This window comes from Thioclava sp. 'Guangxiensis' (genome assembly GCF_045348365.1).
GTDB lineage: Bacteria > Pseudomonadota > Alphaproteobacteria > Rhodobacterales > Rhodobacteraceae > Thioclava > Thioclava kandeliae.
In genome coordinates this window covers 758938-785529 of the sequence record NZ_CP155822.1, presented here as the reverse complement: position 1 = coordinate 785529, position 26592 = coordinate 758938, and the positions used below count along the sequence as shown (strand labels likewise).

Genomic DNA, 26592 nt, shown 5'->3' with positions numbered 1-26592 from the left:
TGCTGGACCGGCCAGAGGTCTAGCCTGACACCAATCCGTTGGGGTGCCCGCAAGGGCTGAGAGGCGATAGCTAACTCATCGAACCTGATCCGGCTCATACCGGCGTAGGAAACGGAACCGAAGCGATGGGTGCAGTCTCTCTGCGCCCCCTTTCTCCGCCCGCGCCCTTGTGCCGGTGGCTTTGGAGGAGGGGATATGGTCGCAAGACTTCTGATTATTGCAGGCTCCGATTCGGGCGGCGGTGCGGGGCTTCAAGCCGATATGAAGGCGGCTTCGGCGCTCGGGGTCTATGCGATGACTGCGGTCACGGCTGTCACCGCGCAGAACACGCGCGGTGTGAGCGCCGTGGCGCTGATGACGCCCGAGATGCTGCGCGCCCAGATCCGTGCCTGTCTGGAGGATATCGGCGCGGATGCGGTGAAAATCGGCATGCTCGGCTCGGCGGATCTGGTGCGGGTGGTGGCCGAGGAACTTGCGGGCTTTGCAGGCCCTGTGGTGCTTGATCCGGTGATGATCGCCAAATCCGGTGATGCGCTTCTGGCAGAGGAGGCGGTGGCCGCGCTGACCACCCAGCTCCTGCCAAGGGCGACGCTCCTGACCCCCAACCTGCCCGAAGCCGCTTGTCTCTTGGGCCTGCCCGAAGCGCAGGAGGCCGATGAGGCACAGGCCCGCGCGCTTCAGGCGCTGGGGCCCGGGGCCGTTCTCCTGAAGGGTGGTCATGCGGCGGGCGAGGTCTGTACCGACCTGCTGCTGGCGGATGCGGCCTATCGTTTCACCGCGCCGCGCATCGCCACCCGCAATACCCATGGCACGGGCTGTTCGCTGGCCTCTGCGGTGGCGGCGGGGCTGGCCTCGGGGAGGCCGCTGCCTGAGGCGGTGGCGCGCGCCCATGACTGGCTGCAGGGCGCGATCCGTGCGGCCGACAGCCTGCAGATCGGGCAGGGCCATGGGCCGGTGCATCATTTCCACGGGATCTGGTCCGAGGAGGCACTGGTATGAGCGTTGATTTCACCATTCTTGGCGCGGGGGTTGCGGGGCTTGCCACCGCGCATGAGCTGGTCGCGCGTGGTGCGCGGGTGCAGGTCATCGACCCCAATGGCGCGGCTGGTCCGCATGGCTGCAGCTGGTGGGCGGGCGGCATGCTGGCGCCGTATTGCGAGAGCGAGATCAGCGAGGAGGTGATCGTGCGCCATGGTCTGGCGGCGGCGGATTGGTGGGCGCGGGCGGGCGTGCCGGTGATCCGTCGCGGGACGCTGGTGGTGACGCTTGCGCGCGACCGGCGCGAGCTGGACCGTTTCGCGCGGCGCACCGACGGGCACCGCTGGCTGGGAGGCGCGGAGATCGCCGCGCTGGAGCCCGATCTAGCGGAACGCCACGCCCGCGCGCTGTTTTTTGACACCGAGGCCCATATCGATCCGCGTATCGCATTGCGCGGTCTGCGCGACGGGCTGGCGGCGAAGGGGGTCGAGATCCTGCCCGAGGCCCCGCATCTGGGGCGGCTCGTGGATTGTCGCGGTCTGGTGGCGCGGGATCTTCTGCCCGATCTGCGGGGCGTGCGGGGCGAGATGGTGGTGCTGCGCTGTCCGCAGATCACGCTCAGCCGACCGGTACGGCTGCTGCATCCGCGTTATCCGCTCTATATCGTGCCGCGCGGCGACGGGGTTTTCATGCTCGGCGCCTCTCAACTCGAGGGCGACAGCCGTGGGCCCTCGACCCTGCGCTCCACCGTGGAGCTGCTGAATGCGGCCTTCGCGCTGCATCCCGGTTTTGCCGAGGCCGAGGTGCTGGAACTGGGTGCCGATGCCCGCCCTGCATTTGCCGATAACATCCCCCGCGTGGTGGCCGCGCGAGAGCGCACCCATGTCAACGGGCTCTACCGTCATGGCTATCTGATGTCGCCCGCTTTGGCGGTGACGGCGGCCGATTACCTGATGGAAGGCACCATATCCGAACTGTGCAAGGAGGCCGCATGCGCCTGATCGTCAACGGAACGCCAACCGAGGCGGAAGCAGCTACTCTGGCCGAGGCCCTGATGGCTCTGGGCTATGGCGAGGCGAAAGTCGCCACAGCCGTCAACGAGGTCTTTGTGGCCTCTGCCGCCCGCGCGGGCCACGCGCTGCGCGAGGGCGACCGTCTGGAAATTCTCGCACCCCGTCAGGGAGGGTAACATGCCTGTTTTCTATGGCACCGAAATCACATCGCGGCTGATGCTGGGCACCTCGCAATATCCCAGCCCCGTGGATCTGTCGCAGGCCTTCGAACGCTCGGGGGCGGGGGTGGCGACCGTCTCCCTGCGCCGCGAGAGCGCGGGCAGTGGCACGGGCGCGGGCTTCTGGGATCTGATCCGCGGGCTGGCGGTGCCGGTCCTGCCCAACACCGCTGGCTGCCATTCGGTGAAGGAGGCGGTGACCACCGCCCATATGGCGCGCGAGGTCTTTGACACCGACTGGATCAAGCTGGAGGTGATCGGCCATCCCGATACGCTCCAGCCCGATCCTTTCGGCCTCGTGGAAGCCACGCGCATTCTGGCGGAGGACGGGTTCAAGGTGTTTCCCTATACCACCGAGGATGGTGTCCTGGGGGGGCGGCTTCTGGAGGCGGGGGCCGAGGTCCTGATGCCATGGGGGGCGCCTATCGGCACGGGGCTCGGGGTGAACAATCCCTACGGGCTGCGGACCCTGCGTGCGCAGTTTCCCGAGGTGCCGATGGTGATCGATGCGGGGCTGGGGCTGCCCAGCCATGCCGCGCAGGCGATGGAGATGGGCTTTGATGCGGTGCTTCTGAATACGGCAGTGGCCAAGGCCGGAGACCCTGCAGCCATGGCCGAAGGCTTTGCCCGCGCGCTCGAGGCAGGGCGGCTGGCCTATGAGGCCGACCCGATGGAGCCGCGCGATATGGCCCAGCCCTCGACGCCGGTGATCGGCATGGCGGTGCTGGCATGATCCCGCGGTTCTATCCGATCTTCGACCATCCCGACTGGCTGCGCCGCGCGCTGCCCTTGGGGGTGAAATTCGTCCAGCTGCGGATCAAGGACCAGCCGCAGGACCGCCTGCGCGAGATGCTGGCTGAGGGCCGCGATCTGTGCCGTGCGCATGGGGCGCAGCTGGTGGTGAATGACCATTGGCAGTTGGCGATCGAGCTGGGTTGTGACTGGCTGCATCTGGGGCAGGAGGATCTGGAGAGTGCCGATCTGATGGCGATCCGTGGCGCGGGGCTGAAGCTGGGCGTCTCTACCCATGACGAGGCCGAGCTGGATCGTGCCCTGACGGTGATCCCCGATTATATCGCGCTGGGGCCTGTCTGGCCGACGATCCTGAAGAAGATGAAATGGCATCAGCAGGGCGTGGAGAAGCTGACCGAGTGGAAGCGGCTCTGCGCAGGGGTGCCCTTGGTGGCGATTGGCGGGTTGTCGGTGGAACGCGCGCCCTTGGCCCTTGCGGCAGGGGCCGATTGCGTGTCGGTGGTGACCGATATCACGCTGAACGCTGACCCCGAGGCGCGGATCGGACAATGGCTGGAGGCCACCGCATGACCCGCTATGCCCGCCAGAGCGCTATTCTGGGTGCGGCCTCGGACCGTTTGCAAAAGGCGCGGGTGCTGGCTGTGGGGGCCGGTGGATTGGCAGCCCCCGTGCTGCAATATCTGGTCGGGGCGGGCGTGGGCCATATCCGTCTGATGGATGCGGATCGGGTGAGCCTGTCGAACCTGCACCGCCAGACGCTGTTCCGTGAGGGGGATCTGGGTGCGCTCAAGGTGGAGGCCGCTGCCCGCCATATGGCTGCGCTCAATGGGGAGGTGCGGATCGCGCCGCAGGCTGAGGCGCTGAGCCCCGCCAATGTGGCGCAGGCGGTGGAAGGCTGCGATCTGGTGCTTGATTGCGCCGATAGTTTTGCGGTCAGCTATATCCTCTCGGATCAGTGTCTTGCGCGGCGCATCCCGCTGATTTCGGCCTCTGTGGTCGAAAGTGCAGGCTATGTGGGGGGCTTTTGTGCGGGGGCGCCTTCGCTCAGGGCGGTGTTCCCCGATCTGCCGCAGCGCATGGGCAGCTGCGCCGAGGACGGGGTGCTGGGGCCGGTCGTGGGGATTATCGGGAGCCTGCAGGCGCAGATGGCGCTGGCGGTTCTGACCGGTCATGGCGAGAGCCCTCTGGGGCGGGTCACCAGCTTTGACGCCACCCATTGGCGCTTTGGTGGCTTTGCCTTCCACGACGCACCCGAACCCGATTTCGCACCGCGCTTCATTGCGCCCGAGGCACTGAGCGATGCGGATCTGGTTGTCGATCTGCGGCGGCCCGAGGAAGGCCCGCTGGCGCATCCTCAAGCGCATCGCCTGCAGGCCGCGGACCTACCGGAGATGGCGCGGCAGGCGAGGCATGAACGTCTGGTGCTGGTCTGCCGTTCGGGCCAGCGGGCTTGGGCCGCGGCGGAGGCCGTGCGGCCATATTGGCAGGGCGAGATCGTGCTGGTCGCGATGGGCGCTCGGAATGGTGAAGAGGCTTATAATAATTCTCGGGTTGCAGCCGGTGACATGGAGGTGCCGGGCGCTATCTAGCGGCCTGACGATATGACGGAGCCCCGCATGCCACAGAGCCACAGACCAGATGCCCCGAACCGGCTGACAACGGGGTCGATCCCGTGGCAACTGGCGCTCTTCGCGCTGCCGACGCTGGGTTCGTCGGTGCTGCAATCGGCGGGCGGCTCGATCGACTCGGCCTGGGTCGGCAATCTAATCGGCGAGGCGGCGCTGGCGGCCACGACCAATGGCAACCTGATCATGTTCCTGCTGGTCAGCTTTGTGTTCGGTTTCGGCATGGCCGCGACGATCCTGATCGGGCAGGCCATCGGGCGGGGAGCCTTGGGCGAGGCGCGGCGGATTGTGGGCACCGCGGTTGGATGTTTCCTGCCATTGGCGGTGGTGGTGGCCGGCGCGGGCTATGTGACGGCACCGCATCTGTTGGCGCTTCTGGGCACCGATCCGCAGATCGAGGAACTGGCGCGCAGCTATCTGCAGCTGACCTTTGTCGCCATGCCCGGCATCCTGATGCAGACCATGCTGATGATGGTGCTGCGCGGGTCGGGCGACTCGCTCACGCCGCTCTATTTCATGATCATGGCGGTGGTGCTGGCGGCGGTGCTGAACCCGTGCCTGATCCTCGGGCTGGGGCCATTGCCCGAGCTGGGCATCGGCGGCTCGGCCATTAGCCTCGGGCTGGCGAACTATGTCTCGCTGGTGGCGATGCTGGCCTATATCTATCTGCGCGATCTACCGCTGCGGCTGCGCGGGGCGGAGCTGCGCTTCCTGATCCCCGATGGCGCGCTCCTGCGGCAGATCGTGGCCAAGGGCCTGCCCATCGGCTTGCAGATGGTGGTGGTGACCACCGCCGCGTTGACGGTGCTGCGGCTGATCAATAACGAGGGGGTCGATACGACCGCCGCCTATGGCGCGGTGCAGCAGATCTGGACCTATGTCCAGATGCCTGCCATGGCGCTCGGGGCCGCTGTCTCGGCGATGGCCGCGCAGAATATCGGGGCGGGACGGTTCGACCGTGTGGCGCGGATCACCGGCATCGGTGTCGTGTTCAATATCGCGCTGACGGGCGGTCTGATCGTCCTGCTTCTTCTGGCCGACCGCTATGCGCTCTCGATCTTCCTGACGGGCGGAGGGGACGCTCTGGAGATCGGTCGGCATGTGCTGCTGGTGGCGACATGGGGCTATGTGGCGTTTGGCGTGTCGCAGGTGGTGTTCGGCACGGTGCGCGCCAATGGCAAGGTGATTCCGCCGCTGATCATTCTGGCGGTCGCGCTCTATCCGGTGCGACTGGGCTTTGTCTGGGCGCTCGGCCCGAGCCTCGGGGCGGATGCGATCTGGTGGAGCTTCCCGGTGGCCTTCAGCGCGACCATGGTCATGGGACTGTTGTATTATCGCTTCGGTCATTGGCGCCCTGCACATTCGGACAGATTGCAAGACCCGCAAAAGCCGCCTATTGCCTCCCCTAGCGACACCCAGCCTGACCCTGCGTCCTGCACGCTTTCGCGCGACATAGGAGCGCATCGCACCTGAACCGCGCAACGGGGGCGGATTCACGAAGACTTGACCTTGCGCTGGCCGTTCCACACGTCCAGTGTGAAGAAAAATAAAACAGATGAGGACTACATGCCGTCGAGCATTCCGAAGACAAACCTCGAACACTGGGCGATCCTGCGTCGCGTGGTCGAATGCGGGAGTTTTGCCGAAGCGGCTGTGAGCCTCGAACGCAGCCAGTCCGCCATCAGTTACTCTGTCTCGAAGCTGCAGGAATCGCTGGGCTTCGCGATCATGGAGATGCAGGGGCGCCGTGCGGTGCTGACCGAACATGGCAAACTGCTCCTCGCCGAGGTCTCGCCACTGATCGACGAGCTGGTCTCGGTGGAAACCGCAGCGCGCGCGGAATCGGGCACCGGCCCGCTTCAGGTGCGTCTGCTGGTGGATGCGCTATTCCCCCGCGAATGGCTGGGCGAGGCGCTTTTGAAGCTACAGACCCGATATCCCGACGTTCTGGTGGATGTGCACGAGACCGTGCGTCTGGAAATGTCGGAATTCATGAGCCTTCCCTTCGATCTCGCGGTGGTCCTGCCCGAGTTGTGCCCCGTGCCCGGTCAGCGCATCTGCGAGATGGATTTCGCGCTGGTGGCGCGCAAGGAGCACCCGCTGGCGCAGGCCCATCATAACCTCACGCAGGCCGAGATGGCCCGTCATCTGCGCGTGTTCATCCGCGAGAACCGTCTGGACGGGACCGAGGTGGATCGCCCGCATGGCCGGATCTGGACCGTGTCCTCGCTTGAAAGCGCAGTGGCTGCGGTCGAGCGTGGCATGTGCTTTGGCTGGTTGCCGATGGAGCCCATCGCCTCGAAGCTCGAAAGCGGTGAGCTGGTCACGCTGAATGCGGGTGGTGTCAGCCGTCGCAAGGTGGCGCTGGATCTGGTGTATCGCGATGTCGATCGCGCTAGCGAGCCGGTAAAATTCATGGCGGAATGTCTGGCCACGATCCATCAGGCGAACGCCTGATCGGGCCGAATGCACAAATAGAAACGGCGGGCTGATCGGCCCGCCGTTTTTTCATGTCCGGAGCGTGGGGCTCAGGTGCGGATGCCCGCGAACCGGCTCTGCCAGTCCTCGCGTTGCTCGTCCGAGATCTTGCCGAACAGCACTTCGGGCGTGGTGAAGGCATGGCCTTCGGGCAGGGCGCGCACCGCAGCGGCCACATCATCGGGCCAGCCTTGGTCGGTCGCATGCATGCCTTCCAGCATGGATTTCGCCGCATCGGGGATGAAGGGCGCCGAGAGCACCGCGTAAAGCGGAACGAGGTTGAGCGCGAGACGCGCGATGGCGCCCGCCTGCACCGGATCGGTCTTAAATACCGTCCAGGGTGCCGAGGATTGCAGATATTCGTTGCCCGCAACCCAGATCGCGCGCAGTTCCGCTGCCGCCTTGCGGACCTCCTTGGCCTCCATGAACTTCTCGTAATCACGGATGCGGGTGGTCAGTTCGGCAATCAGTGCCTCGCCTGCCTCTCCCCAATCGCCGCCCTCGGGGATCGCCTCGCCAAACTTGGAGCGGGTGAATTTGGTGATGCGCGAGACGAAGTTGCCCAGAACATCGGCCAGATCCTTGTTCACCGATACCTGGAAATTCTCCCAAGTGAATTCGGCATCTGCTGACTCGGGGGCGTGCGAGAGCAGCCACCAGCGCCAGTAATCCGAGGGCAGGATCTCGAGCGCCTGATCCATGAAGACACCACGCCCGCGCGAAGTCGAGAATTGGCCGCCATCGTAATTGAGGTAGTTGAAGGACTTGATGTAATCCACAAGCTTCCACGGCTCGTCCGAGCCGAGGATCGTAGCGGGGAAGCCGATGGTGTGGAAGGGGACGTTATCTTTGCCCATGAACTGGGTATAGGTCACATCATCCGCGCCCTTGTCGGTGCGCCACCAGCGCTCCCAGTCGCCGCCATTCGCATCGGCCCATTCCTGCGTGCCCGCGATATATTCGATCGGTGCGTCGAACCAGACATAGAAGACCTTGCCCTCCATGCCGCCCCACGGAGCGCCCTCGAATTGTGCGGGAACACCCCAGTTGAGATCCCGGGTGATGCCGCGGTCCTGCAATCCGTCGCCATCGTTGAGCCATTTCTTGGCAATCGAGGTGGTCAGCACCGGCCAGTCGGATTTGCTGTCGATCCACGCTTCGAGCTTGTCCTTCATCTTGGACTGGCACAGGAAGAGGTGTTTGGTCTCGCGCATCTCCAGATCGGTCGAGCCCGAGATCACCGAGCGCGGGTTGATCAGATCGACCGGATCAAGCTGCTTGGTGCAATTGTCGCACTGGTCGCCGCGTGCGCTGTCATAGCCGCAATTGGGGCAGGTGCCCTCGATATAGCGGTCCGGCAGGAAGCGGCCATCGGCGTTGGAATACATCTGCTTTTCCGACACTTCGCGGATCAGCCCCATCTCATGGAGGCGCTTGGCGAAGGCCTGGGTCAGATGGCGGTTCTGCGGGCTGGAAGAGCGGCCGAAATGGTCGAAGCTCAGGCGGAAGCCTTCGGCGATACGGGCCTGCACCTCGTGCATTTCCGCGCAATAGTCTGCCACGGGCTTTCCGGCCTTCTGCGCGGCCAGCTCTGCGGGTGTGCCATGCTCGTCGGTGGCGCAGATGAACATGACCTCATTGCCGCGCGCGCGCTGGTAGCGGGCGAACAGATCCGCCGGAAGCTGCGAGCCGACGAGATTCCCGAGGTGTTTGATACCGTTGATATAGGGAATCGCCGATGTGACGAGATGACGTGCCATATATCCGCCTTTCAGATGAGTTTGCGCAGGGTTTAACGCGGGGCGGGGCGTATGGCCAGAGGGATACAGAAGCCGCAGGCGGGCTTCACGCCGGATTTTTCTCGAAATAGACGCGATGGAAGCCGTTTTCCTCGCGCTCGTCGATCTTGGCATAGCCAAGGCGGGGATAGATCTCGAGGTTCTCGACCATCGTGGCATTGGTATAGAGCCGCACCGGCTTGCCCAAGGCCTGCGCCGCCGCCTCGCAAAGCCCGATCAGCTTGCGACCCGTGCCACGCCCGCGCGCGGCCTGTGTGACCGCGACATTCTCCAGCAGGATATGCTCACCCTCGTCATAGAAGGTGATGAACCCCAGAAGGCTCTCCTCCTCCTCCACATAGACCACGCCACGGGCGATCTGGGCCGCATAATCGGCCCCCATCGGCGCAGGCTCGCGGCCCATACGGGCGATATAGGGGGTATAGGCCTCGATGGCGCAGGCACGGATCGCGGCTTCGTCATGGGGGGTGGCAAGGCGGATCATGGAGGGTCCTCGGGGTGCGGTCTTACGGGGTGAGGCGGCTCTGCGCCAGTTTCAGGCCGAAGCCGATAAAGACCACGCCGGTCACGGCTTTCAGGGCGCGCTGGAATGCGGGGCGGCGGGTGGCGGCCCTAAGCCCGCCAAGCGCCATCACCATGGCCGAGAACCACAGCGCATTGATCGTGGCATGGAGCGTGACCAGCGCGAAGGGCTGGGCGAGGCCATGATCGACAGGCAGGAACTGCGGGAAGGCCGCAAGATAGAAAAGCGAAACCTTGGGATTGAGCGCGTTGGTCAGGAAGCCTTCGATGAAGGCGCGGCGCTTGCGGGTCCGGCGCAGTTCGGGGGTATGGGGCGAGGGTGTGGCCCCACGGGCCGCAGCGATCAGCGATCTGACCCCGAGCCAGACCAGATAGCCCGCACCCAGCAGCTTGAAAATGCTATAGGCCCATGCCGATTGCATCAGCAGCGCCGAGATCCCCAGCACCGACAGCGTCCCATGCAGGTAGAAGGCGGCGACAAAGCCGCAGACCGCCGCAAGCCCCGCCCGTCGCCCCGAAAGCGGCACGATCCGTGCGATCAGCATGCCGTTCGGTCCGGGCGAGATCACCAGAAGCGATGTGACAAGGGCGAAGGTCAGTAGGGTTGCGAGGGTCATCGGGCGCTCCTGAGATGGCGCGAGTATGCCTGCGAAGGGCGCTATAGAAAAGAGGCAGGAGCGTGCCCCTGCCTCTTTCCGGATGGTCACGCAGGGATCAGGCGAGCTTGGCCAGACCGCGGTCGACGGCGTCGATGATGCGGTCGATCTTGGGCTCGTCCACGATCAGCGCGGGGCTGAAGCAGAGCGTGTTGTTCATGCCTTTGAAGGACCGCGAGGTCGCGCCGATCAGCACGCCATCGGCATCGGCCGAGGCCACGACCGATTGCACCAGCTTCTCGGCCAGCGGTTCCTTGGTGGCGCGGTCGGCCACCAGCTCTGCCCCACAGAACAGGCCCTTGCCGCGCACATCGCCGATGACCTTGTGCTTTTCCTTCAGCTCGTGCAGGCGGCTCATCAGATAGTCGCCCATCGCTTTGGTATTGGCCAGAAGGCCTTCGTCCTCGATGATGCGCATGTTTTCCAGCGCCGCAGCAGGGCCCGCCGTGCAGCCGCCGAATGTCGAGATGTCGCGGAAATAGCTCATCTCGTCATCGGGGTCGGTGCGGAATTTCTCGAAGACTTCATCGGTGGTCAGCATGCAGGCAATCGCCGCATAGCCCGAGGCGACACCTTTGGCGCAGGTCACGAAATCGGGGGTGATGCCGTAGTTCTGATAGCCGAACCACTCGCCGGTGCGGCCCATGCCACAGACGACCTCGTCGATATGCAGCAAGATGTCATATTTCTTGCAGATCGCCTGCACGCGCTCCCAATAGCCCTTGGGCGGCACGATGACACCACCGCCTGCGGTGACCGGCTCGAGGCAGAGCGCGCCCACGGTGTCGGGGCCCTCGCGCAGGATGACCTCTTCGATCGCATCCGCGGCCCGTTCGCCGTAATTCTCCACATCCCATTGCGCGCGGTATTCAAGGCAATGCGGCACGGGGATGAACCCCTCGGGGAAGGGGCCATACTGATCGGCGCGCTGGTGCTGACCACAGGCCGCCAAGGCCGCCAGCGACGAGCCATGGTAATCGCGCTCGCGGTAGAGGATCTTCCATTTCTTGCCGCCGTGATGCTTGTGGGCGATCTGGCGGACCATCTTCCACGCCTTCTCGTTGGCTTCGGTGCCCGAGTTGACATAGTAGAGACGGTTGAGGCCGGGGGTTTTCTCGGTGAGGCGCTGCGCGAATTGCGCGCCGGGGATGGAGCCCACGGAGCCTGCGAAATAGTTGATCTTGATGAGCTGGTCACGGACCGCATTGGCGATGCTCTCGCGGCCATAGCCCACATTTACCGTCCAGACGCCGCCCGAGACGGAATCCAGATATTCGCGCCCGTTCTGGTCCCAGACCGACATGCCCTTGCCCTCGACGATGATACGCGGGTCATTGGTATGCAGCTTGGCATGCTGGAACAGGTGGTGGAAGACATGGGCTTTATCGGCATCGACAGTGGCCTGAATGTCGTTGAGTGCGTGACCGTCCATCAGGGTCCGTCCTTCTTTGGTTTAGTTTGGCTTTGATCTGCGTCGGGTTCACCCAATATCTTTCCGGTCGCGGCTGATAGGGCCAGTTTTCTGCAAGGAATGGTGCCAGTTTCCGAGATGTGATACAGAGTTCGGCACGCGCTTTTGCACTCTGCAGGGCAAGCGTCTGTTTTTTGTGCGGAGACCGCGATGGGTGATGGGCTGAAAGCGTCATTGGGGATCATACTGGATCGGGCGGGTCCGGACCCTTTGCAACGCCAGCTGCGGCAGGGGATCATTGCGGGGATCGAGCAGGGCCGCATGCGTCCGGGCCAGAAGATGCCCGGCTCGCGCAGCCTTGCGCAGGCGCTGGGGATCGCGCGGAACACGGTGACGCTGGTCTATGACGAGCTGGTGGCGCGGGGCTATCTGGACAATCATCCCCGTCGCGGTGCCTTTGTGGCCGCCCGATCGCAGCCCGTGGCGCAATCTCCCGCGCAGGGGGCGATCCACTGGCCGGGCAGGCTGCGGGCAAGGCCTTCGGCGTTCGAGCAGATCCGCAAGATGACGGGTTGGGCCGAGTATCCCTATCCGTTCATCTACGGTCAGGTGGACCCGACGCTGTTTCCGATTCAGGCATGGCGGTCCTGCTCGCGCGATATGATGGGGCGCTCGGCGCTTGACTGGTGGTCGGCGGATCGGGCCATCGAGGATGATCCGATGCTGATCGAGCAGATCCGCACCCGTATCCTGCCGGCGCGCGGGATCTTTGCCAAGCCGGAGGAAATCCTGATCACGCTCGGCGCGCAGGAGGGGCTCTATCTGGCGGCCCGTCTTCTGGCGGGGGAGGGCACGCGGGTCGGGCTCGAGCGGCCCGGCTATCCCGATGCGCGGTTCATCTTCGGGCTGACAGGGGCGGAGGAAGTGGATCTCGGTGTCGATGCCGAGGGGGCCGCGCCTGCGCCGCGCCTCGATCTGGCGGTGCTGACGCCCGCCTCGCATTGCCCGACGATGGCCGTGATGTCTGAGGCCCGCCGCGCCGACTGGCTGGACCGTGCATCAACCGAGGATTTCCTGATCCTCGAGGATGATTACGAGGGCGAGCTGGCTCTGGCCCGTGGTCCCTCGCTGAAATCGCAAGACCGCGCAGGAAGGGTGATCTATCTGGGCACCATGTCCAAAATCCTCGCGCCCGGTGTGCGGCTCGGGTTCATGGTGGCGCCCGAGGGGTTCGTGCATGAGGCGCGCTGGATGCGCAGGCTTTTGCACCGCTCGGCGCCACTGAACAACCAGCGCACTGCGGCGATCTTTCTGGCCGAGGGGCATTATCTTGCGCTGATGCGGCGCCTGCGTGAGGCGCATTCCGAGCGCTGGTATCAGGTGATGGAGCGCCTGCCCAAGGATCTGGGCGGTTTCAGCGCGCCCGATCCCTGCCATGGGGGCTCGAGCCTCTGGCTGGGACTGCCCAAGGGCATGGACAATGCCGCACTCCTGAAAGGCGCGCTGGCGCGTGGGGTAGCCTTCGAGCTGGGCGATCCGTTCACCGGCCCCGAAGGGGCGGGGCGGTTTATCCGTTTGGGCCTTAGCTGTATCCGGACCGAGGCTGTGCGCCCCGGCCTGGCGGCTCTGGGGGCGGTGGCCGACGGTCTGCGCTAGCCGCCGGTCGTGGCCCCCTGCATCCGTCGCAGTCGCGCAACTATATGTTAGTCGCAGTCGCGACGGGCCCCACGCGCTTCCTCGAGCGCGACGGAAGCCGCGATCAGCCCCGCATGGGAGAAGGCTTGCGGGAAATTACCCAGATGTTCACCGGTGGCCGCATCGATCTCCTCGGGCATCAGACCCAGATCATTGGCCGAGGCCAGAAGGCCCGCGATCTGCGCTTCCGCCTCCTCGAGGCGGCCCGCACGGGTCAGGTAATCGGCGGCCCAGAAACCACAGGCCATGAAATGCCCCTCATCGCCGGGCAGGCCGTCGAGCCCCGTGGGGTAGCGCCTGAAATGTGGTCCTTCGGACAGTTCGCGTTTGAGCGTCTTGAAAGTGGCAACCATCTTCGGATCATCGGCTTCGACGATCCCGATCCGTGGCAGAAGCAGCACCGAGGCATCCAGCCAGTCCCGCCCGATCGCGCCGGTAAAGGCGCCGATTTCCGCATTCCATGCTTGTGACAGGACATGCTCGCGAATGCGGCTATGCTCACTGCGGTATCCGGTCGGGTCATCCTGCACCGCTCCCATCTCGATCAGGTCGAGCCACGCGTCGAGCGCCTGCCAGCACATCGCCTTGGAATAGGTGTGATGCTGGCGCGAGCCCGGAATTTCCCACAGCCCGTTATCGGGCAGGGTCCAGTCCAGCATCGCGGCCTGAGCATAGCCCTGCAGGCGGGTCTGTTCCTCCTCCGAGAGTGTGCCCCCATGGCGCACATACATCCGTGCACAGTCCAGAACAGCGCCATAGCCATCCAGTTGCAGCTGGCCCTGCGCGTCATTGCCAATGATAAGGGGCGCCGAGCCGCGATAGCCTTCGAGCGCCGTTAACTCGCGCGTGCCCGGATCATGTTCTTTTCCGATAGAGTAGAAGACCCCCAGACGCGGCGCCGAATGGCGAGCGGCCTGCATGAGCCAGCGGAAGAAATTCTGTGCGCATTCCGGTAGATCCAGCGAGAAAAAGGCATGTAGAACAAAGGTTGCATCCCTGATCCAGCAGAAGCGGTAATCATAGTTGCGCGCCCCGCCCATGACCTCGGGCAGACCCGCTGTGGGTGCGGCCAGTAGCGCGCCTGAATTGTTGTAGTGCAAAAGATGCAAAGTGACCGCGCTGCGCATGATCGCCTCACGGAACGGGCCATCGGGTTTGCAGCCGGTATTGACCTGTGTCCAATAGGCGAGTGTTCGGTCCAACTCGCGGGCAGGCGTGTCGGGGGTGACGGGGCGGGCGTCGGGGCTGGCGCTTGTCAGCATGACAAAGCGCGTCTCTCCCGTCTCGAGCGTGCAGCTGCCTGCCAATGCGCCGGGCGCCACCGGGGCCAGATCGACATCCGAGACAAAACGCAGCCCGTCGGAACCGAACTCCATCTGCCAGCTACCATCCTCGTCCTGCCGGAAATCGGGCAGGGTGGTGCCCCAGTCGAGCATCGGGTTGATCAGCACGCCCAGCTCGGGCTGGCCCTCCAGCGCCTTGACCATCCGCAGCACCTGTCGTTCCCCGCCAACTGACCCATCCCCGCGTTTGCCGATTGGCATGAGATCTGTCACTTCCAGCACGCCCTGCGGCGTGTGGTGCAGCGTGCGCAGCACTGCGCTCTCGCCGATATAGCTGCGGGTGACTTCGCCACAGGTTAGCGGCCCCACAAAGAAGCGCCCGCCACGACGGGCATCGAGCATGCCGGTAAACACCGCATCGCCATCGAAATCTGGCAGGCAGAGGAACTCGATCGCCCCGTCACGCGCCACCAGCGCGGCGCTGAGCGTATCGCCGATCAGGGCGAAATCGCGGATCGGCGGGTAGGCGGTCTCGCGTTCGGGGAGGTCGGCAAGCGCCACATGGCGCGGATCGGACGAGAGCGGGCGGGTGAAGCGGCCCTCCATTTTACGCCCCCTGACCGAGGTTGATCGACAGCCCGCCATCAATGGCGAAACTCTGCCCTGTGACATAGTCCGCATCATCGGAGGCCAGATAGACTGCCATCTTTGCTACTTCCCATGGCTGGCCCGCACGGCCCCAGGGGATATTGCTTTCCATCTCTTTCAGCAGTTCGGGGTCATCCATCGCTTCCTGATTGATAGGGGTAAGGATCATGCCGGGCAGGATGTTATTGGCGGTGATGCGGTGCGGCGCCAGTTCCAGTGCCAGTGTGCGGGTCAGCATCCGCAGCCCGCCCTTGGAGGCATCATAGGCCGAGGTGCCACCGCGCGGCACATTCTCGTGCACCGAGGACACGGTGACGATGCGCCCGCCGCCGCCCGCCGCCTTGCGCATGCGGATGAAGGCGGCCGATGCCATGGCAGGGCCGGTCAGGTTAACGGCGATCACCTTGGACCAGTCCTCGGGGGCCATCTCGTCCAGATCGGCGGGGTCGGGGTCCATGCCGCCATTGTTGACAAGAATATCCGCCGCCCCGAACCGGTCCTCCGCCTTGGCAAAAAGCGCGTCAATATCGTCCTGCTTCGAGAGATCGCATTTAACAATCTCCACAAGGCTGCCATGGGCTGCGGCATGATCGGCGGTTTTTTTGGCGCCGGCCTCATCCGAGCGGTAGGTAATCACCAGATCGGCCCCTTCGAGCGCGAAGCTCTCGGCGATCGCCGCTCCGATCCCCGAAGAGCCACCGGTGACGATGGCGACCCTGCCTTTCAGGCGGTTGGCGGCTTTGGTGGGTTGCGGCGCTGCAGGAGACATGGAAGATCCTTTCCTCGGGCTATCCTCGGGTTGCTTGCAGGAGTAACGGGCGAGACCCGCGCCAAGTTTCCATCACTATGATGTTTTTGCCGGATGCGGTTGGCTCCGGCCTGCGCTAGCATGGCACCATGCTGAAACTTGATGACCGTGATCTTGCCATTCTGACGACACTCGCCCGTGAAGGCCGCATCACCAAGGCGGTTCTGGCCGAGCGTATCAACCTCTCGCCCACTCCTGCCTGGGACCGGCTGAAAAAGCTGGAGGCCGCAGGGCTGATCGAGGGCTATGGCGCGAGGATCGCGCTGAAGAAACTGGGGCCGCATGTGACGGTGTTCGTGGCCGCCGAACTGGCCGACCACAAGGCCGCGACCTTCCGCATTTTCGAGGATGCGGTGCAGCCCATCCCCGAGATCGTGAATGTCTGGGCGCTGGGCGGCGGGTTCGATTATCTGATGCAGATCGTCACCCGCGATATCGACAGCTACCAGCGCCTGATCGACATGCTTCTGGACGGGCGCATCGGGATTGCGCGCTATTTCACCTATATCGTGACCAAGCCGGTGAAGCAGGGGCTGCCGCCTTTCGATCTGCTGGCAGGCCATTCGGACTGAGAGGGCCGGTGCCGCAGTCCGCACGGGCTGCGGATGGCCGATCTTCGGTCTCTTTTGCGGCGGGGGTCAGGCACACTGGACGGGAAAGGAGACCCGCCCATGCTTGATGCTACGATTTCCGACCGTGCGTCCCTGAAAGACCGCCGACTGCTGCGAAGTTTCGCCTATGTCGACGGCAAATGGCAGGCCGGCGCGGAGAACGCCTCTTTTGCGGTCACCGATCCTGCCGACGGGGTCGAACTGGGCCATGTTGCCCGCTTGTCAGGCGCGCAGGCACAGGCCGCGGTGGAGGCGGCAGATCGTGCCTTCGGGTCCTGGTCGCAGACCTTGCCGCAGGAGAGAGCCGGGCTTCTCCGCCGCTGGTTCGAGCTGATCGTCGCGGCCCGCGAAGATCTCGCGCGCCTCATGGTGGCCGAGCAGGGCAAGCCCATCTCGGAAGCGCGCGGCGAGATCGACTATGCCGCGAGTTTCGTGGAATTCTACGCCGAGGAGGCCAAGCGCCCCAATGTGGAAAGCGTGACCTCGCATCTGCCCGATGCCGAAATGGAGCTGTGGCTGGAACCCGTGGGGGTGGCGGCGCTGATCACCCCGTGGAATTTCCCCTCGGCCATGCTGACGCGCAAGGCGGCAGCGGCCTTGGCGGCCGGCTGCACCGTGGTGGCGCACCCTTCGGCCGAGACGCCCTATTCGGCGCTGGCCTTGGCGGAGCTGGTCGAGCGGGCGGGCTTTCCGGCAGGGGTTTTCAACGTGGTTACGGGCCATGCGCCCGAAATCGTCACGCCCTGGTGCGAGGACACCCGTGTGCGCGCGCTCAGCTTCACCGGCTCCACCGCCATCGGCAAGTTGCTTTATGCGCAATCGGCACAAACGGTAAAACGGCTGGTGCTGGAACTGGGTGGCCATGCACCGGTGATCGTCTTCAAGGGTGCCGATCTCGACCGCGCCGTGGCCGAGACGCTGAAGGCCAAATTCGCCACTTCGGGGCAGGACTGTCTGGCCGCCAACCGCATCTATGTGGAGCGCCCGATTTATGATGCCTTCTGCGCGAAATTCACCGAGGCCGTCCAGGCGTTGACCGTAGGGCGCGGGATCGACGACCCCGATATCGGCCCGCTGATGAACGCGGGCGCCATCGCCAAGCAGGTCGAGCATCTGGAGGACGCGCTGGCCAAAGGCGCGACACTGGCCACGGGGGGCACGCATGAGGGGCTGTTCTTCCAGCCGACCGTGCTGACCGATGTGCCCGATGACGCCAAGATCATGCGCGAGGAAACTTTCGGCCCCATCGCACCGATCACCCCGTTCGACACCGAGGACGAGGTGATCGCGCGGGCCAACACAGGCGAATACGGGCTTGTGGCCTATATCCACAGCCTCAATCCCAAACGCATCTATCGCGCAAGCCGCGCGCTGCAATTCGGCATGGTGGCGGTGAACCGCACCAAGGTCACCGGCGCGCCCATTCCCTTTGGCGGCATGAAGCAATCCGGTCTTGGCCGCGAGGGCGCGCGCACGGGCATGCAGGAATTCATGGAAATCAAATACCTCTGCCGCGACTGGGGTATCTAACTGAAGACGAAAGGAGGCATTATGCTGACCAATGACCAACTTGCCCGCTGGGACCGCGAGAACTTCTTCCATCCCTCGACCCATCTGGCACAGCATGCCCGTGGCGAGACGCCGACCCGTGTGATCCGCACTGCGAAGGGGGTCTATATCGAGGACCGTGACGGCCGCCAGATGCTCGATGCGTTCGCGGGGCTCTATTGCGTGAATGTGGGCTATGGCCGCCCCGAGATCGCCGATGCGATTGCCGATCAGGCGCGCGAGCTGGCCTATTACCATGCCTATGTGGGGCACGGGACCGAGGCCTCGATCACGCTGGCACAGATGGTCATGGAACGCGCCCCCAAGGGCATGTCCAAAGTCTATTTCGGGCTGTCCGGCTCGGATGCGAACGAGACCAATATCAAGCTGATCTGGTATTACAACAACATCCTGAACCGTCCCGAGAAGAAGAAGATCATTTCGCGCTGGCGGGGCTATCATGGTTCGGGGGTGATGACCGGCTCGTTGACGGGACTGTCGGGGTTCCATAACAAATTCGATCTGCCGCGCGCGCCGATCCTGCATACCGAGGCACCCTACTATTTCCGCCGCCCCGAGGGGATCGACACCGAGGAGGCCTTCACCGCCCATTGCGTGGCCGAACTGGAGGCGCTGATCGAACGCGAGGGCGCCGACACCATCGCGGCCTTCATCGGCGAGCCGGTTCTGGGCACCGGCGGTATCGTGCCGCCACCTGCAGGTTACTGGGGCGCCATCCAGAAAGTGCTGGCCAAGCATGACATCCTTTTGGTGGCCGATGAGGTCGTTACGGGCTTCGGGCGGCTGGGCACCATGTTCGGCTCGGATCACTACGGGATGAAACCCGATCTGATCACCATCGCCAAAGGGCTGACCTCGGCCTATGCGCCGCTTTCGGGCTCGATCGTGGGCGAGAAGATGTGGAAGGTGCTGGAACAGGGCACCGACGAGAACGGCCCGATCGGTCATGGCTGGACCTATTCGGCCCACCCCATCGGGGCTGCGGCTGGCGTGGCAAACCTCAAGCTGATCGACAGCCTCGGTTTGGTGGAAAATGCAGGTAAAACGGGGGCCTATCTGAACAGGGCGATGAAAGCGGCTCTGGGCGACCACCCCAATGTCGGCGATATCCGTGGCGAGGGCATGCTCTGTGCGGTCGAGTTTGTCGAGGACCGTGACAGCCGCCGGTTCTTCGATGCGAGCGCCAAGACCGGCCCGCAGATCGCCGCCGCGCTGGCCTCCGAAGGGGTGATCGGGCGCGCCATGCCGCAGGGGGATATTCTTGGTTTCGCCCCGCCGCTCTGCCTCAGCGAGGCGGAGGCCGATCTCATCGTCGCCGCCACGAAGAAAGCAGTCACCCAGGTGCTGGGCTGACCCCGAAACGGCCCCCGGGGCCGGTTCGCGATCTGGGCGGGGTCTCGATGGCCCCGCCCGGATCGGTTTCTTTAGCGGGGCGGATTTTCCAGCAGCGCCTCGCGCGAGGCCGAGGCGAATTCCCTGCGCCAGAGCGTCACGGTCGTGATTACCGCTGCCGCAATCAGGGTCTCGGGTCCGAGGAGCCATGCCAGGGAGGCCAGGGCGAAATAGACGTTGCGCAGGCCCCGATTGAAGCTCTTGGCCGCCGAGATATTCACCTTGGCGGCCTGTTCCGCGCGCGGAAAGGCATCGGGATCGTTCGGGTCGTTAGGAATCGCGGCCATTGCGAGCGCGGCATAGGAAAACAGCCTGTGTGACCACACGAATTTCTGGAAGGCCAGTGCCCCGAACAGGACGGCGGTCAGGATCCGCACCTCCCAGAGCAGCGCGGGGGCCTGATCCAGCTCGAGATCCGAGGCCAGCGTGGTCAGCGGGTCGGGATTGCCGATCAGCGCCAGCCCGCCGCCAATCGCGATCAGCGCGGTCGAGGCGAAAAACGTCGTGGATTGCCGCAGCCCGTCCACCATCTGGCTATCAAAGATCCGGTTCTGCCGCCCGACCATCTGTCGCATCCATTCGTGGCGGTAGCGTTCCATCAACTTGCCAACCGAGATCCGGTTCTCGGGCGGGTTCTCGCAGAACCAGCCGATAAGGGCCCAGCACAGCACGAGAAGCGTCAGCGCAAACAGGTCCGCAAGGCCGAGCGGGCCGATCGAGAAGGAAGTCATGAATGGTCTTTCCGCCATAAGCAACAGACGATTCATTCTATCGGGGGGCGCTCGGGCGGTAAACCGTGCCCGCGACCGGCCGGAAGCTTTTCGCACAGGGGTCGCAAAATCGCCGCATTAACTGTGTCTTCTAGGGCCGAGGAAACTGGCCGCGGATGGAACGCGATGATCCGGCATATGACACGACTGGCCGTCAGGGTCGCGCTGCTTCTGGCGCTCGCGCTGCCTGCGGGCGTGGCGGCGCAGACAACATTGCGGGCGCTCACCACGGGGGACGCAGGACGCGGCTGGGAGGCCGTGGGGCGCCTCGATTTCGACGATGGCGGTTTTTGCACGGCAAGCCTTGTGGGGGCGGACCTGATCCTGACGGCGGCGCATTGTCTTTATGACAGTGAGACGCGTCAGAAGGTCGATATGAGTAGCGCGCAGTTCCGCATGGGCCTGCGCAATGACCGCGCGATCGTTGTGCGCCGTATCAAAGAGGCCTATCCTCATCCCGACTATGCCTATCGGGGCCCGCACCAGTTCGACCGTGCAGCCGAGGATATGGCCTTGTTGCGGCTCATGCAGCCGGTAAGGATCTCGCCGATCGAACCGTTCCAGCTAGGGGACCGGCCCGCGATCGGGGCCGCTCTTCAGGTTGTCTCCTATGCCGAAGGGCGCGAGAACCTGCCCTCGCTCCAGCAGAGCTGCACGCTTTTGCAGGTCATCGGGGAGCGGATGGTGACGGATTGCGATGTGGATTTCGGGGCCTCCGGGGCGCCGGTTTTCGTTATGAAGAATGGCAGGCCACGGATTGTAGGTATCGTCTCGGCCAAGGGAAAGCTCGGCGACAGGAAAGTGGCTCTGCTCGGCGATGCCGGTGAGATGCACCGTATGCTGACCGATTTGCGCCAGTCGGGTGGCCAGCGCGCGCAGATGGTTGGGGGCGCCAAATTCATTTCGGTAGCCCCGCGCGTGAAGCCCTAACCGGTTACGCGCAGGCGGTGGAAAAATCTTGCGGGTGGGAGGCTTGAAACCGCATTTCGGCCTTCCCAGATTGAATGTGTCGGGATGCCGCAACAGGGTCCCGCGCTCCCTTAACCGCCCATGCCCGCACGGGGTGGGCCCTACATCGCTCAATGAGGATGACCATAATGCGTAGTTTCGATCTTTCGCCGCTTTACCGTGCCACCGTCGGGTTCGACCGGATGGCCGACCTGATGGATAGCGTGATGTCCAAGGATGTCGCCCAGCCCAGCTACCCGCCCTACAATATCGAAAAAACCGATGAGAATGCCTATCGCATCACCATCGCTGTCGCTGGCTTTGCCGCCGACGAGCTGAGTGTCGAGATGCGGGATGGCGCGCTGATCGTTGCGGGCCGCAAATCCGAGGAAGCGGGGCAGAAGACCTATCTGCATCGCGGGATCGCCACCCGCGCCTTCGAGCGCCGTTTTGGCTTGGCCGACCATGTCCGCGTGACGGGCGCCAGCAACGAGGATGGCATGCTGCATATCGATCTGGTGCATGAGGTGCCCGAGGCGCTCAAGCCCCGCCGCATCGAGATCACCAATACCGGCTCGGGGCGCGTGTCCCGTGAGGTGATCGATAACGCGCAATAATCTGCGTGACAGGCTCTACGGAGGCGCGGGGAGACCCGCGCCTTCTTGCGTTTATGCCTTCGGGGTGCGCCGCTCCACAGCCACGGTTTTCAGGATCGCATGGCAGGGGGTGCCCTCACGCAGTTCCAGTGCCTGTGCCGAGCGCGCGGTGATCTTGGCGAGGATATCCTCGCCGCCACAGCGGATCTGCACCCAGACACGGGCGCGATCGGCGGAGGTCGGGGTGATCTTGCGCACCTCGCCCGCAAGAATGTTGAGCGCCGAGAGCCCTTCAGGGCGCTGGCGTGCGAGGATCACATCACTGGCCTGAATGCGCAGGCGTAGATCGGTGCCTGCGGCATGCGGGTCGCTCAGATAGAGTGTGCCGCCCGCGCCTTGAACAAGCGTCATGCCATCGGGGTCCTGACCCGTGACTCGGGCTTCGATGACGGCACCCGCTTCGTCCTGTCCGAAGAGATGGGCCAGATCGGGATCGGCCAACAGGCTCCGCAGGGGGCCGGAGGCGCGGGTTTTGCCCTGATCGATCAGCACGAGCGTATCGGCCAGTCGCGCGATCTCGGCCACCGAATGGCTGACATAGACAATGGGCAGGCCGGTATCGCGTAAGCGCTCCAGAAATGGCAGGATCTCGGCGCGCCTTGGCGTATCGAGGGCGGCCAGCGGTTCGTCCATCAACAGGATCTGCGGCTTCGATAGCAGCGCCCGCCCGATGGAAACTCGCGCCTTCTCGCCGCCCGACAGGGCGGCCACACGGCGGTCAAGCAAGGGCGCAATCCCCAGCATCTCGATCACCTGATCGAAGGCGGGCCCCTGTGCCCCTTTCGGCGCGCGTTTGGCGCCATAGTCCAGATTGCCGCGCACGCCCAGATGCGGGAAGAGCCGCGGGTCCTGAAAGACATAGCCGATGCGGCGGCGATGGGCTGGCATATCGATACGGTTTGCGCGGTCGAAGAGCGGAGTGCCGCCCAGCGTGATCCGGCCCTGATCCGGGCGCAAAAGCCCCGAGATCGCGCTGATGACGGTGGATTTTCCCGCGCCCGAAGGGCCGAAGAGGGCGGTCACGCCGGTGGGGGCGGTGAACGCGACGGCCAGATCCAGCTGGCCCGCGCGGTGGCGCAGAGACACATCCAGCATCGGTGTGTTGTGCATATCAGCTCCCCCTGATCCGCTTGGCAATCATCCGCGACACGGATTCCGACAGAAGCATCGCGGTGACCGCAATTCCGATGGAGATGCCTGCGAGTTTGGCCACCGAGCCTTCGGCGCCGGGCACCTGCAGGAGCGCGTAGATGGCCGAGGGCAGGGTCTGTGTCCGTCCCGGAATATTGGAGACAAAGGTGATCGTGGCGCCGAACTCGCCCATCGCCTTGGCAAAAGCGAGGATCAGCCCCGCGATGACCCCCGGCGCGATGAGCGGCAGGGTAATGGAGAAGAACACGCCTAAAGGCCGTGCGCCAAGGGTGCGGGCGGCCTGTTCCAGCCCCGGATCGACGGCCTCGATGGCCAGCCAGATCGCGCGGACCATGAGCGGAAAGCCCATGACGGCCGCCGCCAGCGCCGCCCCCGTCCACTGGAAGGCGAAGACCAGCCCGATCGCGCGATCGAGAAAGGCGCCAATGGGGCCGTTACGGCCAAAGGCCAGCAGCAGGATATAACCCGTGACCACCGGCGGCAGGATCAGTGGCAGATGCACCAGCGCATTCAGTCCCCAGACCAGCGGCCCGCGCCCCCGTGCCAGAACGAGCGCCACGATAATGGCCAGTGGCAATGCGCAGAGCACCGCCACCGAGGACACTTTAAGCGAGAGCGCGATCGCCGCCCATTCTTCGGGAGAGAGCATCATTGTGTCAGTGTTTGACGCTAAAGCCCTGCGCCTCGAAGACGCCGACGGCGGTGGGGCTGCTCAGATAATCGAGGAATGCCTTGGCACCCTCGGTATCCGAGCCGGTGGTCAGCAGGGCCACCGGATAGGTGATGGCATCATGGCTGTCTTCGGGAAAGGTAGCGGCGATATGGACGCGCTTTTCGGCATGGGCATCGGTGGCATAGACCACGCCATAAGGGCTCTCGCCCGTGGCCACCAGCGCGAGCGCCGCGCGCACGTTATCGGCCTGCGCCACATGGGAGGAGAGCTGGTCCCAAAGCCCCAGATGGGTCAGCGCCTGTTTGCCATAGATGCCCGCAGGCACGCTATCGACCAGCGCCATCGCCAGAAACCCGTCCTTGCCCAAGGCTTCGGGCAGGTCTTGCGGGGCGGTCTTCACATTGTCATGGGCCACCAGGACCAAAGCGTTGCCCAGAAGGTCATGGCGGCTGCCATCCTTGATAGTGCCGGATGTCTCGACCTGATCCATCCAGTCGGTCGAGGCGGAGATAAACATATCGGCAGGCGCCCCTGCCTCGATCTGGCGGGCGAGTTTGGAGGAGCCGGCATAGGAAATGGTCACCGGATCATGATCCTCGGCCCAATCCCGCGCGATCTCGTCGAGCGCGGTCTTCATCGAGGCAGCGGCAAAAATGACCGGCTCTGCCGAGGCGGCCATAGGGGTGAGGCAAGCCACGAGGGCCAGAAGGGGAAGGGCGCGCATGTTCGGGTCTCCGTTATGTTTCGACAAACATAACCCTTTCGGCAGACAGGTCCAGTATGCGGTTGTCAGTGACCCTTGGTCAGAGCCTCGATCCGGGCGATATCTTCGGCGCAGGTCTCGCGCAGACGGGTCTCGATCTGGCGATACAGGCGCAACACCTCCTCGCCGGTGGGGCTGAGTTGCGCTCCGCCACCCTTGGCTCCGCCCCGCGCAGAGAGCACCAGCGGCTCGCGGAAGCCCGCGTTAAGTTCCTCGACCAGCGCCCATGCGCGGCGATAGCTCATCCCCATGCGCCGCCCTGCTGCCGAGATCGAGCCTTCCTCGGTGATGGCCTGCAGGAGGTCGGCCTTGCCTGGCCCCATCATCACCGGATCCCAGTAAAGGCGCAAAGCCAGACGGTTGAGCGACATCGGGGTAGTCCTTTCGTTACGGCAGGCTTGCAGGAGGCCCCGTCCGGAAAGACAGTTTCCGGCAAGGGCCGTCACGGCCCGTTAATTGCGGTTTTTCATGCAGCAATTCGCCAAAGACAATAGGCGCGGGACAGGTTAAGAGAAAGCATGGATAAAGAGATCGATGTTATCGCCCCGAACCTCAAGCGCCGTTTGTCCGGTGTGACGGCCACTATTGTGCGGCTTGTGCCCGCGCAGGCGCGCAAGATCGGGATAGTGACAACGGGGCCGGGCCTGCCCGATACCCTCCCGCATGTGCCCCTGTGGCGTGTGCCATTCCTGAGCCGCCGTCGCCGCGTCTGGCATGCGCGGCGTAATGTGGAGATGTTGCTGGGGCTGGCTCTGAAATATCTGTGTTTCATGGATCTGAAGCTGCTGTTCACCTCGGCCAGCCAGCGGAAACATTCGGGCTATACCAAGTGGCTGATCGGCCGGATGGATGCGGTCGTGGCTACCTCGGCGCGCACGGCGGAGTATCTGAGCGTGCCGAATCGGGTGATCCATCACGGGATCGATATCTCGGGCTTTGACCGCGCCGAAAACCGCACGGCCTTGCGCGCCTCGATGAACCTGCCCAGAGGTGTGGTGATCGGCTGTTACGGGCGGGTGCGCCATCAGAAGGGCACCGACGCCTTTGTCGATGCGATGATCGAGGTTCTTCCGTCGCGGCCCAAGGTGTCGGCGCTGGTGATGGGGCGTGCGACCGAGGGGCATTCGGAGTTCCTGACCAAACTGAAGCGCAAGGTCGGGCAGGCGGGGCTGGAGCACCGCATCCTGTTCATGCCCGAGGTCTCGGTCGATAGCATGGCCGACTGGTATCGGGTGCTGGATCTGTATGTCGCGCCGCAGCGCTGGGAAGGTTTCGGCCTGACGCCGATTGAGGCCATGGCCTGCCATGTGCCGGTGGTGGCGACTCGCGTGGGCGCCTTCGAGGAGATCGTGACGCCCGAGAGCGGCAAACTCGTCGATCCGGGCGATGTGGCGGGCATGGCCGAGGCTGTGGCGGCCTATCTCGATGATCCTCAGGCGATGGCTGCGGCAGGCGAGGCGGCGCGGCGCAATGTGGAAGAGCGCTTCCAGATCGATGATGAGGCTGATGCGCTGATCGAGGTCTATCGGGACCTGCTGGCATGACACGGGCGGGGTTCTATCTGGCGCGGTTGCTGCGGCAGGAGGGGCCGCTTGCCGCCATGTCCGTGCCGCAGAGCGGACTGCTGGGGGCGCTTGCGGGGAAATCCGTGGCGCTGGTCGGGAATGCGCGCTCGCTGGCCGAAAACAACCACGGCGCGGCTATCGATGCGCATGACGTGGTGGTGCGGATCAATCGCGCCCCGATGCCGCAGGCGGAAAGCCACGGCACACGGACCGACTGGCTGGCGCTGGCGGTGCGACTGGCCCCGCAGGACCGCGCGCGGATCGGGGCGGGGCGGTATCTGTGGATGAGCCACAAGCGCAAGAGGCTGGACTGGACGACCGCCACAAGCGACGGGTTCTATCTGCACCCGCAGGCCGATTATGCGGATCTGCAAAGCCGGCTTGGCGCACAACCGACGACGGGGGCGATGATGATCGATCTTCTCCTGCGTTCGGAATTGGCGGGGCTCACGCTCTACGGATTTGATTTCTTTGCGTCTTTGTCGCTTTCGGGCCGCCGGACGGCCCACGATGTGCCGCATGATTTTACCTCCGAGGCGGATTTTGTGGCAGGGCTGATGGCGCAAGATAACCGCCTTATTCGCCGCTAATTTCGCGAAAACCCTT

Annotated in this window: 27 protein-coding genes and 1 riboswitch; of the genes, 16 read left to right on the top strand and 11 right to left on the bottom strand. The window is 64.4% G+C overall.

All coding sequences use genetic code 11. The features are described from left to right. Positions 1-29: 29 nt before the first annotated feature. Positions 30-128: riboswitch (TPP riboswitch) on the top strand. Between the two features lie 67 nt (positions 129-195). The 8 genes from thiD to ABEB22_RS03835 all read left to right on the top strand — a co-directional run bounded on the left by thiD (position 196) and on the right by ABEB22_RS03835 (position 7044). After that, the gene (gene thiD / locus ABEB22_RS03870; RefSeq protein ID WP_406870866.1) at positions 196-999 is read left to right on the top strand and encodes a bifunctional hydroxymethylpyrimidine kinase/phosphomethylpyrimidine kinase; all 804 of its coding nucleotides are present in this window, start codon (positions 196-198) and stop codon (positions 997-999) included. Further along, on the top strand, positions 996-1979 hold the full coding sequence (locus tag ABEB22_RS03865) for an FAD-dependent oxidoreductase (RefSeq protein WP_406870865.1): 984 nt from the start codon (positions 996-998) through the stop codon (positions 1977-1979). Before thiD ends, ABEB22_RS03865 begins: the two co-directional genes overlap by 4 nt. After that, positions 1970-2167, top strand: a complete 198-nt coding sequence (gene thiS, locus ABEB22_RS03860) for a sulfur carrier protein ThiS (RefSeq protein WP_350936420.1) — start codon at positions 1970-1972, stop codon at positions 2165-2167. The genes ABEB22_RS03865 and thiS overlap by 10 nt, the downstream gene beginning before the upstream one ends. A gap of 1 nt (position 2168) precedes the next feature. Next, a complete protein-coding gene (locus tag ABEB22_RS03855; protein WP_406870864.1) occupies positions 2169-2942 on the top strand; it encodes a thiazole synthase in 774 nt (257 codons plus the stop codon). Then, positions 2939-3532: a thiamine phosphate synthase gene (locus ABEB22_RS03850; RefSeq protein WP_339114172.1), complete on the top strand. Its 594-nt coding sequence runs from the start codon at positions 2939-2941 to the stop codon at positions 3530-3532. Before ABEB22_RS03855 ends, ABEB22_RS03850 begins: the two co-directional genes overlap by 4 nt. Beyond that, the gene (locus tag ABEB22_RS03845; RefSeq protein ID WP_406870863.1) at positions 3529-4551 is read left to right on the top strand and encodes a ThiF family adenylyltransferase; all 1023 of its coding nucleotides are present in this window, start codon (positions 3529-3531) and stop codon (positions 4549-4551) included. Before ABEB22_RS03850 ends, ABEB22_RS03845 begins: the two co-directional genes overlap by 4 nt. A 27-nt stretch (positions 4552-4578) precedes the next feature. Beyond that, complete coding sequence (locus ABEB22_RS03840; protein ID WP_339114174.1) at positions 4579-6060, top strand: MATE family efflux transporter; 1482 nt, start codon at positions 4579-4581, stop codon at positions 6058-6060. 93 nt (positions 6061-6153) lie between these two features. Continuing rightward, positions 6154-7044: a LysR family transcriptional regulator gene (locus tag ABEB22_RS03835; protein ID WP_339114175.1), complete on the top strand. Its 891-nt coding sequence runs from the start codon at positions 6154-6156 to the stop codon at positions 7042-7044. A gap of 71 nt (positions 7045-7115) precedes the next feature. Here ABEB22_RS03835 and metG read toward each other — a convergent pair whose 3' ends face one another. The 4 genes from metG to ABEB22_RS03815 form a co-directional block, all read right to left on the bottom strand. Beyond that, the gene (gene metG, locus ABEB22_RS03830) at positions 7116-8825 is read right to left on the bottom strand and encodes a methionine--tRNA ligase (protein ID WP_350936408.1); all 1710 of its coding nucleotides are present in this window, start codon (positions 8823-8825) and stop codon (positions 7116-7118) included. 85 nt (positions 8826-8910) lie between these two features. Next, positions 8911-9348, bottom strand: coding sequence for a GNAT family N-acetyltransferase (locus ABEB22_RS03825; protein ID WP_406870862.1), 438 nt, complete (start codon positions 9346-9348; stop codon positions 8911-8913). A gap of 22 nt (positions 9349-9370) precedes the next feature. Next, on the bottom strand, positions 9371-10003 hold the full coding sequence (locus ABEB22_RS03820) for a LysE family translocator (protein WP_406870861.1): 633 nt from the start codon (positions 10001-10003) through the stop codon (positions 9371-9373). A 97-nt stretch (positions 10004-10100) separates the two neighbouring features. Further along, on the bottom strand, positions 10101-11474 hold the full coding sequence (locus tag ABEB22_RS03815; RefSeq protein WP_406870860.1) for an aspartate aminotransferase family protein: 1374 nt from the start codon (positions 11472-11474) through the stop codon (positions 10101-10103). 189 nt (positions 11475-11663) lie between these two features. Here ABEB22_RS03815 and ABEB22_RS03810 point away from each other — a divergent pair, with 189 nt between their 5' ends. Continuing rightward, a complete protein-coding gene (locus ABEB22_RS03810; protein WP_339114180.1) occupies positions 11664-13109 on the top strand; it encodes a PLP-dependent aminotransferase family protein in 1446 nt (481 codons plus the stop codon). 47 nt (positions 13110-13156) lie between these two features. Here ABEB22_RS03810 and ABEB22_RS03805 read toward each other — a convergent pair whose 3' ends face one another. Together ABEB22_RS03805 and ABEB22_RS03800 are read right to left on the bottom strand one after the other, a co-directional pair. Further along, positions 13157-15037 carry a glycoside hydrolase family 15 protein gene (locus ABEB22_RS03805; RefSeq protein WP_406870859.1) on the bottom strand — a complete coding sequence of 627 codons (1881 nt, stop codon included), beginning with the start codon at positions 15035-15037 and terminating at the stop codon, positions 13157-13159. Between the two features lies 1 nt (position 15038). Beyond that, complete coding sequence (locus ABEB22_RS03800) at positions 15039-15848, bottom strand: glucose 1-dehydrogenase (protein ID WP_339114182.1); 810 nt, start codon at positions 15846-15848, stop codon at positions 15039-15041. Positions 15849-15979: 131 nt separating this feature from the next. Between ABEB22_RS03800 and ABEB22_RS03795 the strand changes: the two genes are divergently transcribed. From ABEB22_RS03795 to ABEB22_RS03785, 3 genes are all read left to right on the top strand, one after another. Then, entirely contained in the window at positions 15980-16459 is a 480-nt protein-coding gene (locus tag ABEB22_RS03795) for an Lrp/AsnC family transcriptional regulator (RefSeq protein ID WP_350936538.1), read from the top strand. A gap of 99 nt (positions 16460-16558) precedes the next feature. After that, on the top strand, positions 16559-18028 hold the full coding sequence (locus tag ABEB22_RS03790; protein WP_406870858.1) for an NAD-dependent succinate-semialdehyde dehydrogenase: 1470 nt from the start codon (positions 16559-16561) through the stop codon (positions 18026-18028). Positions 18029-18049: 21 nt separating this feature from the next. After that, positions 18050-19420: an aspartate aminotransferase family protein gene (locus tag ABEB22_RS03785; protein ID WP_406870857.1), complete on the top strand. Its 1371-nt coding sequence runs from the start codon at positions 18050-18052 to the stop codon at positions 19418-19420. Between the two features lie 71 nt (positions 19421-19491). Here ABEB22_RS03785 and ABEB22_RS03780 read toward each other — a convergent pair whose 3' ends face one another. Beyond that, positions 19492-20190 carry a DUF599 domain-containing protein gene (locus ABEB22_RS03780; protein ID WP_406870856.1) on the bottom strand — a complete coding sequence of 233 codons (699 nt, stop codon included), beginning with the start codon at positions 20188-20190 and terminating at the stop codon, positions 19492-19494. A gap of 177 nt (positions 20191-20367) precedes the next feature. Here ABEB22_RS03780 and ABEB22_RS03775 point away from each other — a divergent pair, with 177 nt between their 5' ends. Together ABEB22_RS03775 and ABEB22_RS03770 are read left to right on the top strand one after the other, a co-directional pair. After that, positions 20368-21159, top strand: coding sequence for a trypsin-like serine peptidase (locus tag ABEB22_RS03775; RefSeq protein ID WP_406870855.1), 792 nt, complete (start codon positions 20368-20370; stop codon positions 21157-21159). A gap of 167 nt (positions 21160-21326) precedes the next feature. Beyond that, the gene (locus tag ABEB22_RS03770; RefSeq protein WP_339114187.1) at positions 21327-21794 is read left to right on the top strand and encodes an Hsp20 family protein; all 468 of its coding nucleotides are present in this window, start codon (positions 21327-21329) and stop codon (positions 21792-21794) included. Between the two features lie 51 nt (positions 21795-21845). Here ABEB22_RS03770 and modC read toward each other — a convergent pair whose 3' ends face one another. The 4 genes from modC to ABEB22_RS03750 all read right to left on the bottom strand — a co-directional run bounded on the left by modC (position 21846) and on the right by ABEB22_RS03750 (position 24792). Further along, complete coding sequence (gene modC, locus ABEB22_RS03765) at positions 21846-22943, bottom strand: molybdenum ABC transporter ATP-binding protein (protein WP_406870854.1); 1098 nt, start codon at positions 22941-22943, stop codon at positions 21846-21848. Between the two features lies 1 nt (position 22944). After that, positions 22945-23637, bottom strand: a complete 693-nt coding sequence (gene modB, locus ABEB22_RS03760; protein ID WP_339114189.1) for a molybdate ABC transporter permease subunit — start codon at positions 23635-23637, stop codon at positions 22945-22947. Between the two features lie 4 nt (positions 23638-23641). Next, positions 23642-24382, bottom strand: coding sequence for a molybdate ABC transporter substrate-binding protein (gene modA, locus ABEB22_RS03755; RefSeq protein ID WP_350936380.1), 741 nt, complete (start codon positions 24380-24382; stop codon positions 23642-23644). A gap of 65 nt (positions 24383-24447) precedes the next feature. Continuing rightward, the gene (locus ABEB22_RS03750) at positions 24448-24792 is read right to left on the bottom strand and encodes a LysR family transcriptional regulator (RefSeq protein WP_350936378.1); all 345 of its coding nucleotides are present in this window, start codon (positions 24790-24792) and stop codon (positions 24448-24450) included. A 147-nt stretch (positions 24793-24939) separates the two neighbouring features. Between ABEB22_RS03750 and ABEB22_RS03745 the strand changes: the two genes are divergently transcribed. Both ABEB22_RS03745 and ABEB22_RS03740 read left to right on the top strand, forming a co-directional pair. Beyond that, positions 24940-25965 carry a glycosyltransferase family 4 protein gene (locus ABEB22_RS03745; protein WP_406870853.1) on the top strand — a complete coding sequence of 342 codons (1026 nt, stop codon included), beginning with the start codon at positions 24940-24942 and terminating at the stop codon, positions 25963-25965. Further along, positions 25962-26576, top strand: coding sequence for a glycosyltransferase family 29 protein (locus ABEB22_RS03740; protein ID WP_406870852.1), 615 nt, complete (start codon positions 25962-25964; stop codon positions 26574-26576). Before ABEB22_RS03745 ends, ABEB22_RS03740 begins: the two co-directional genes overlap by 4 nt. Positions 26577-26592: the final 16 nt, after the last annotated feature.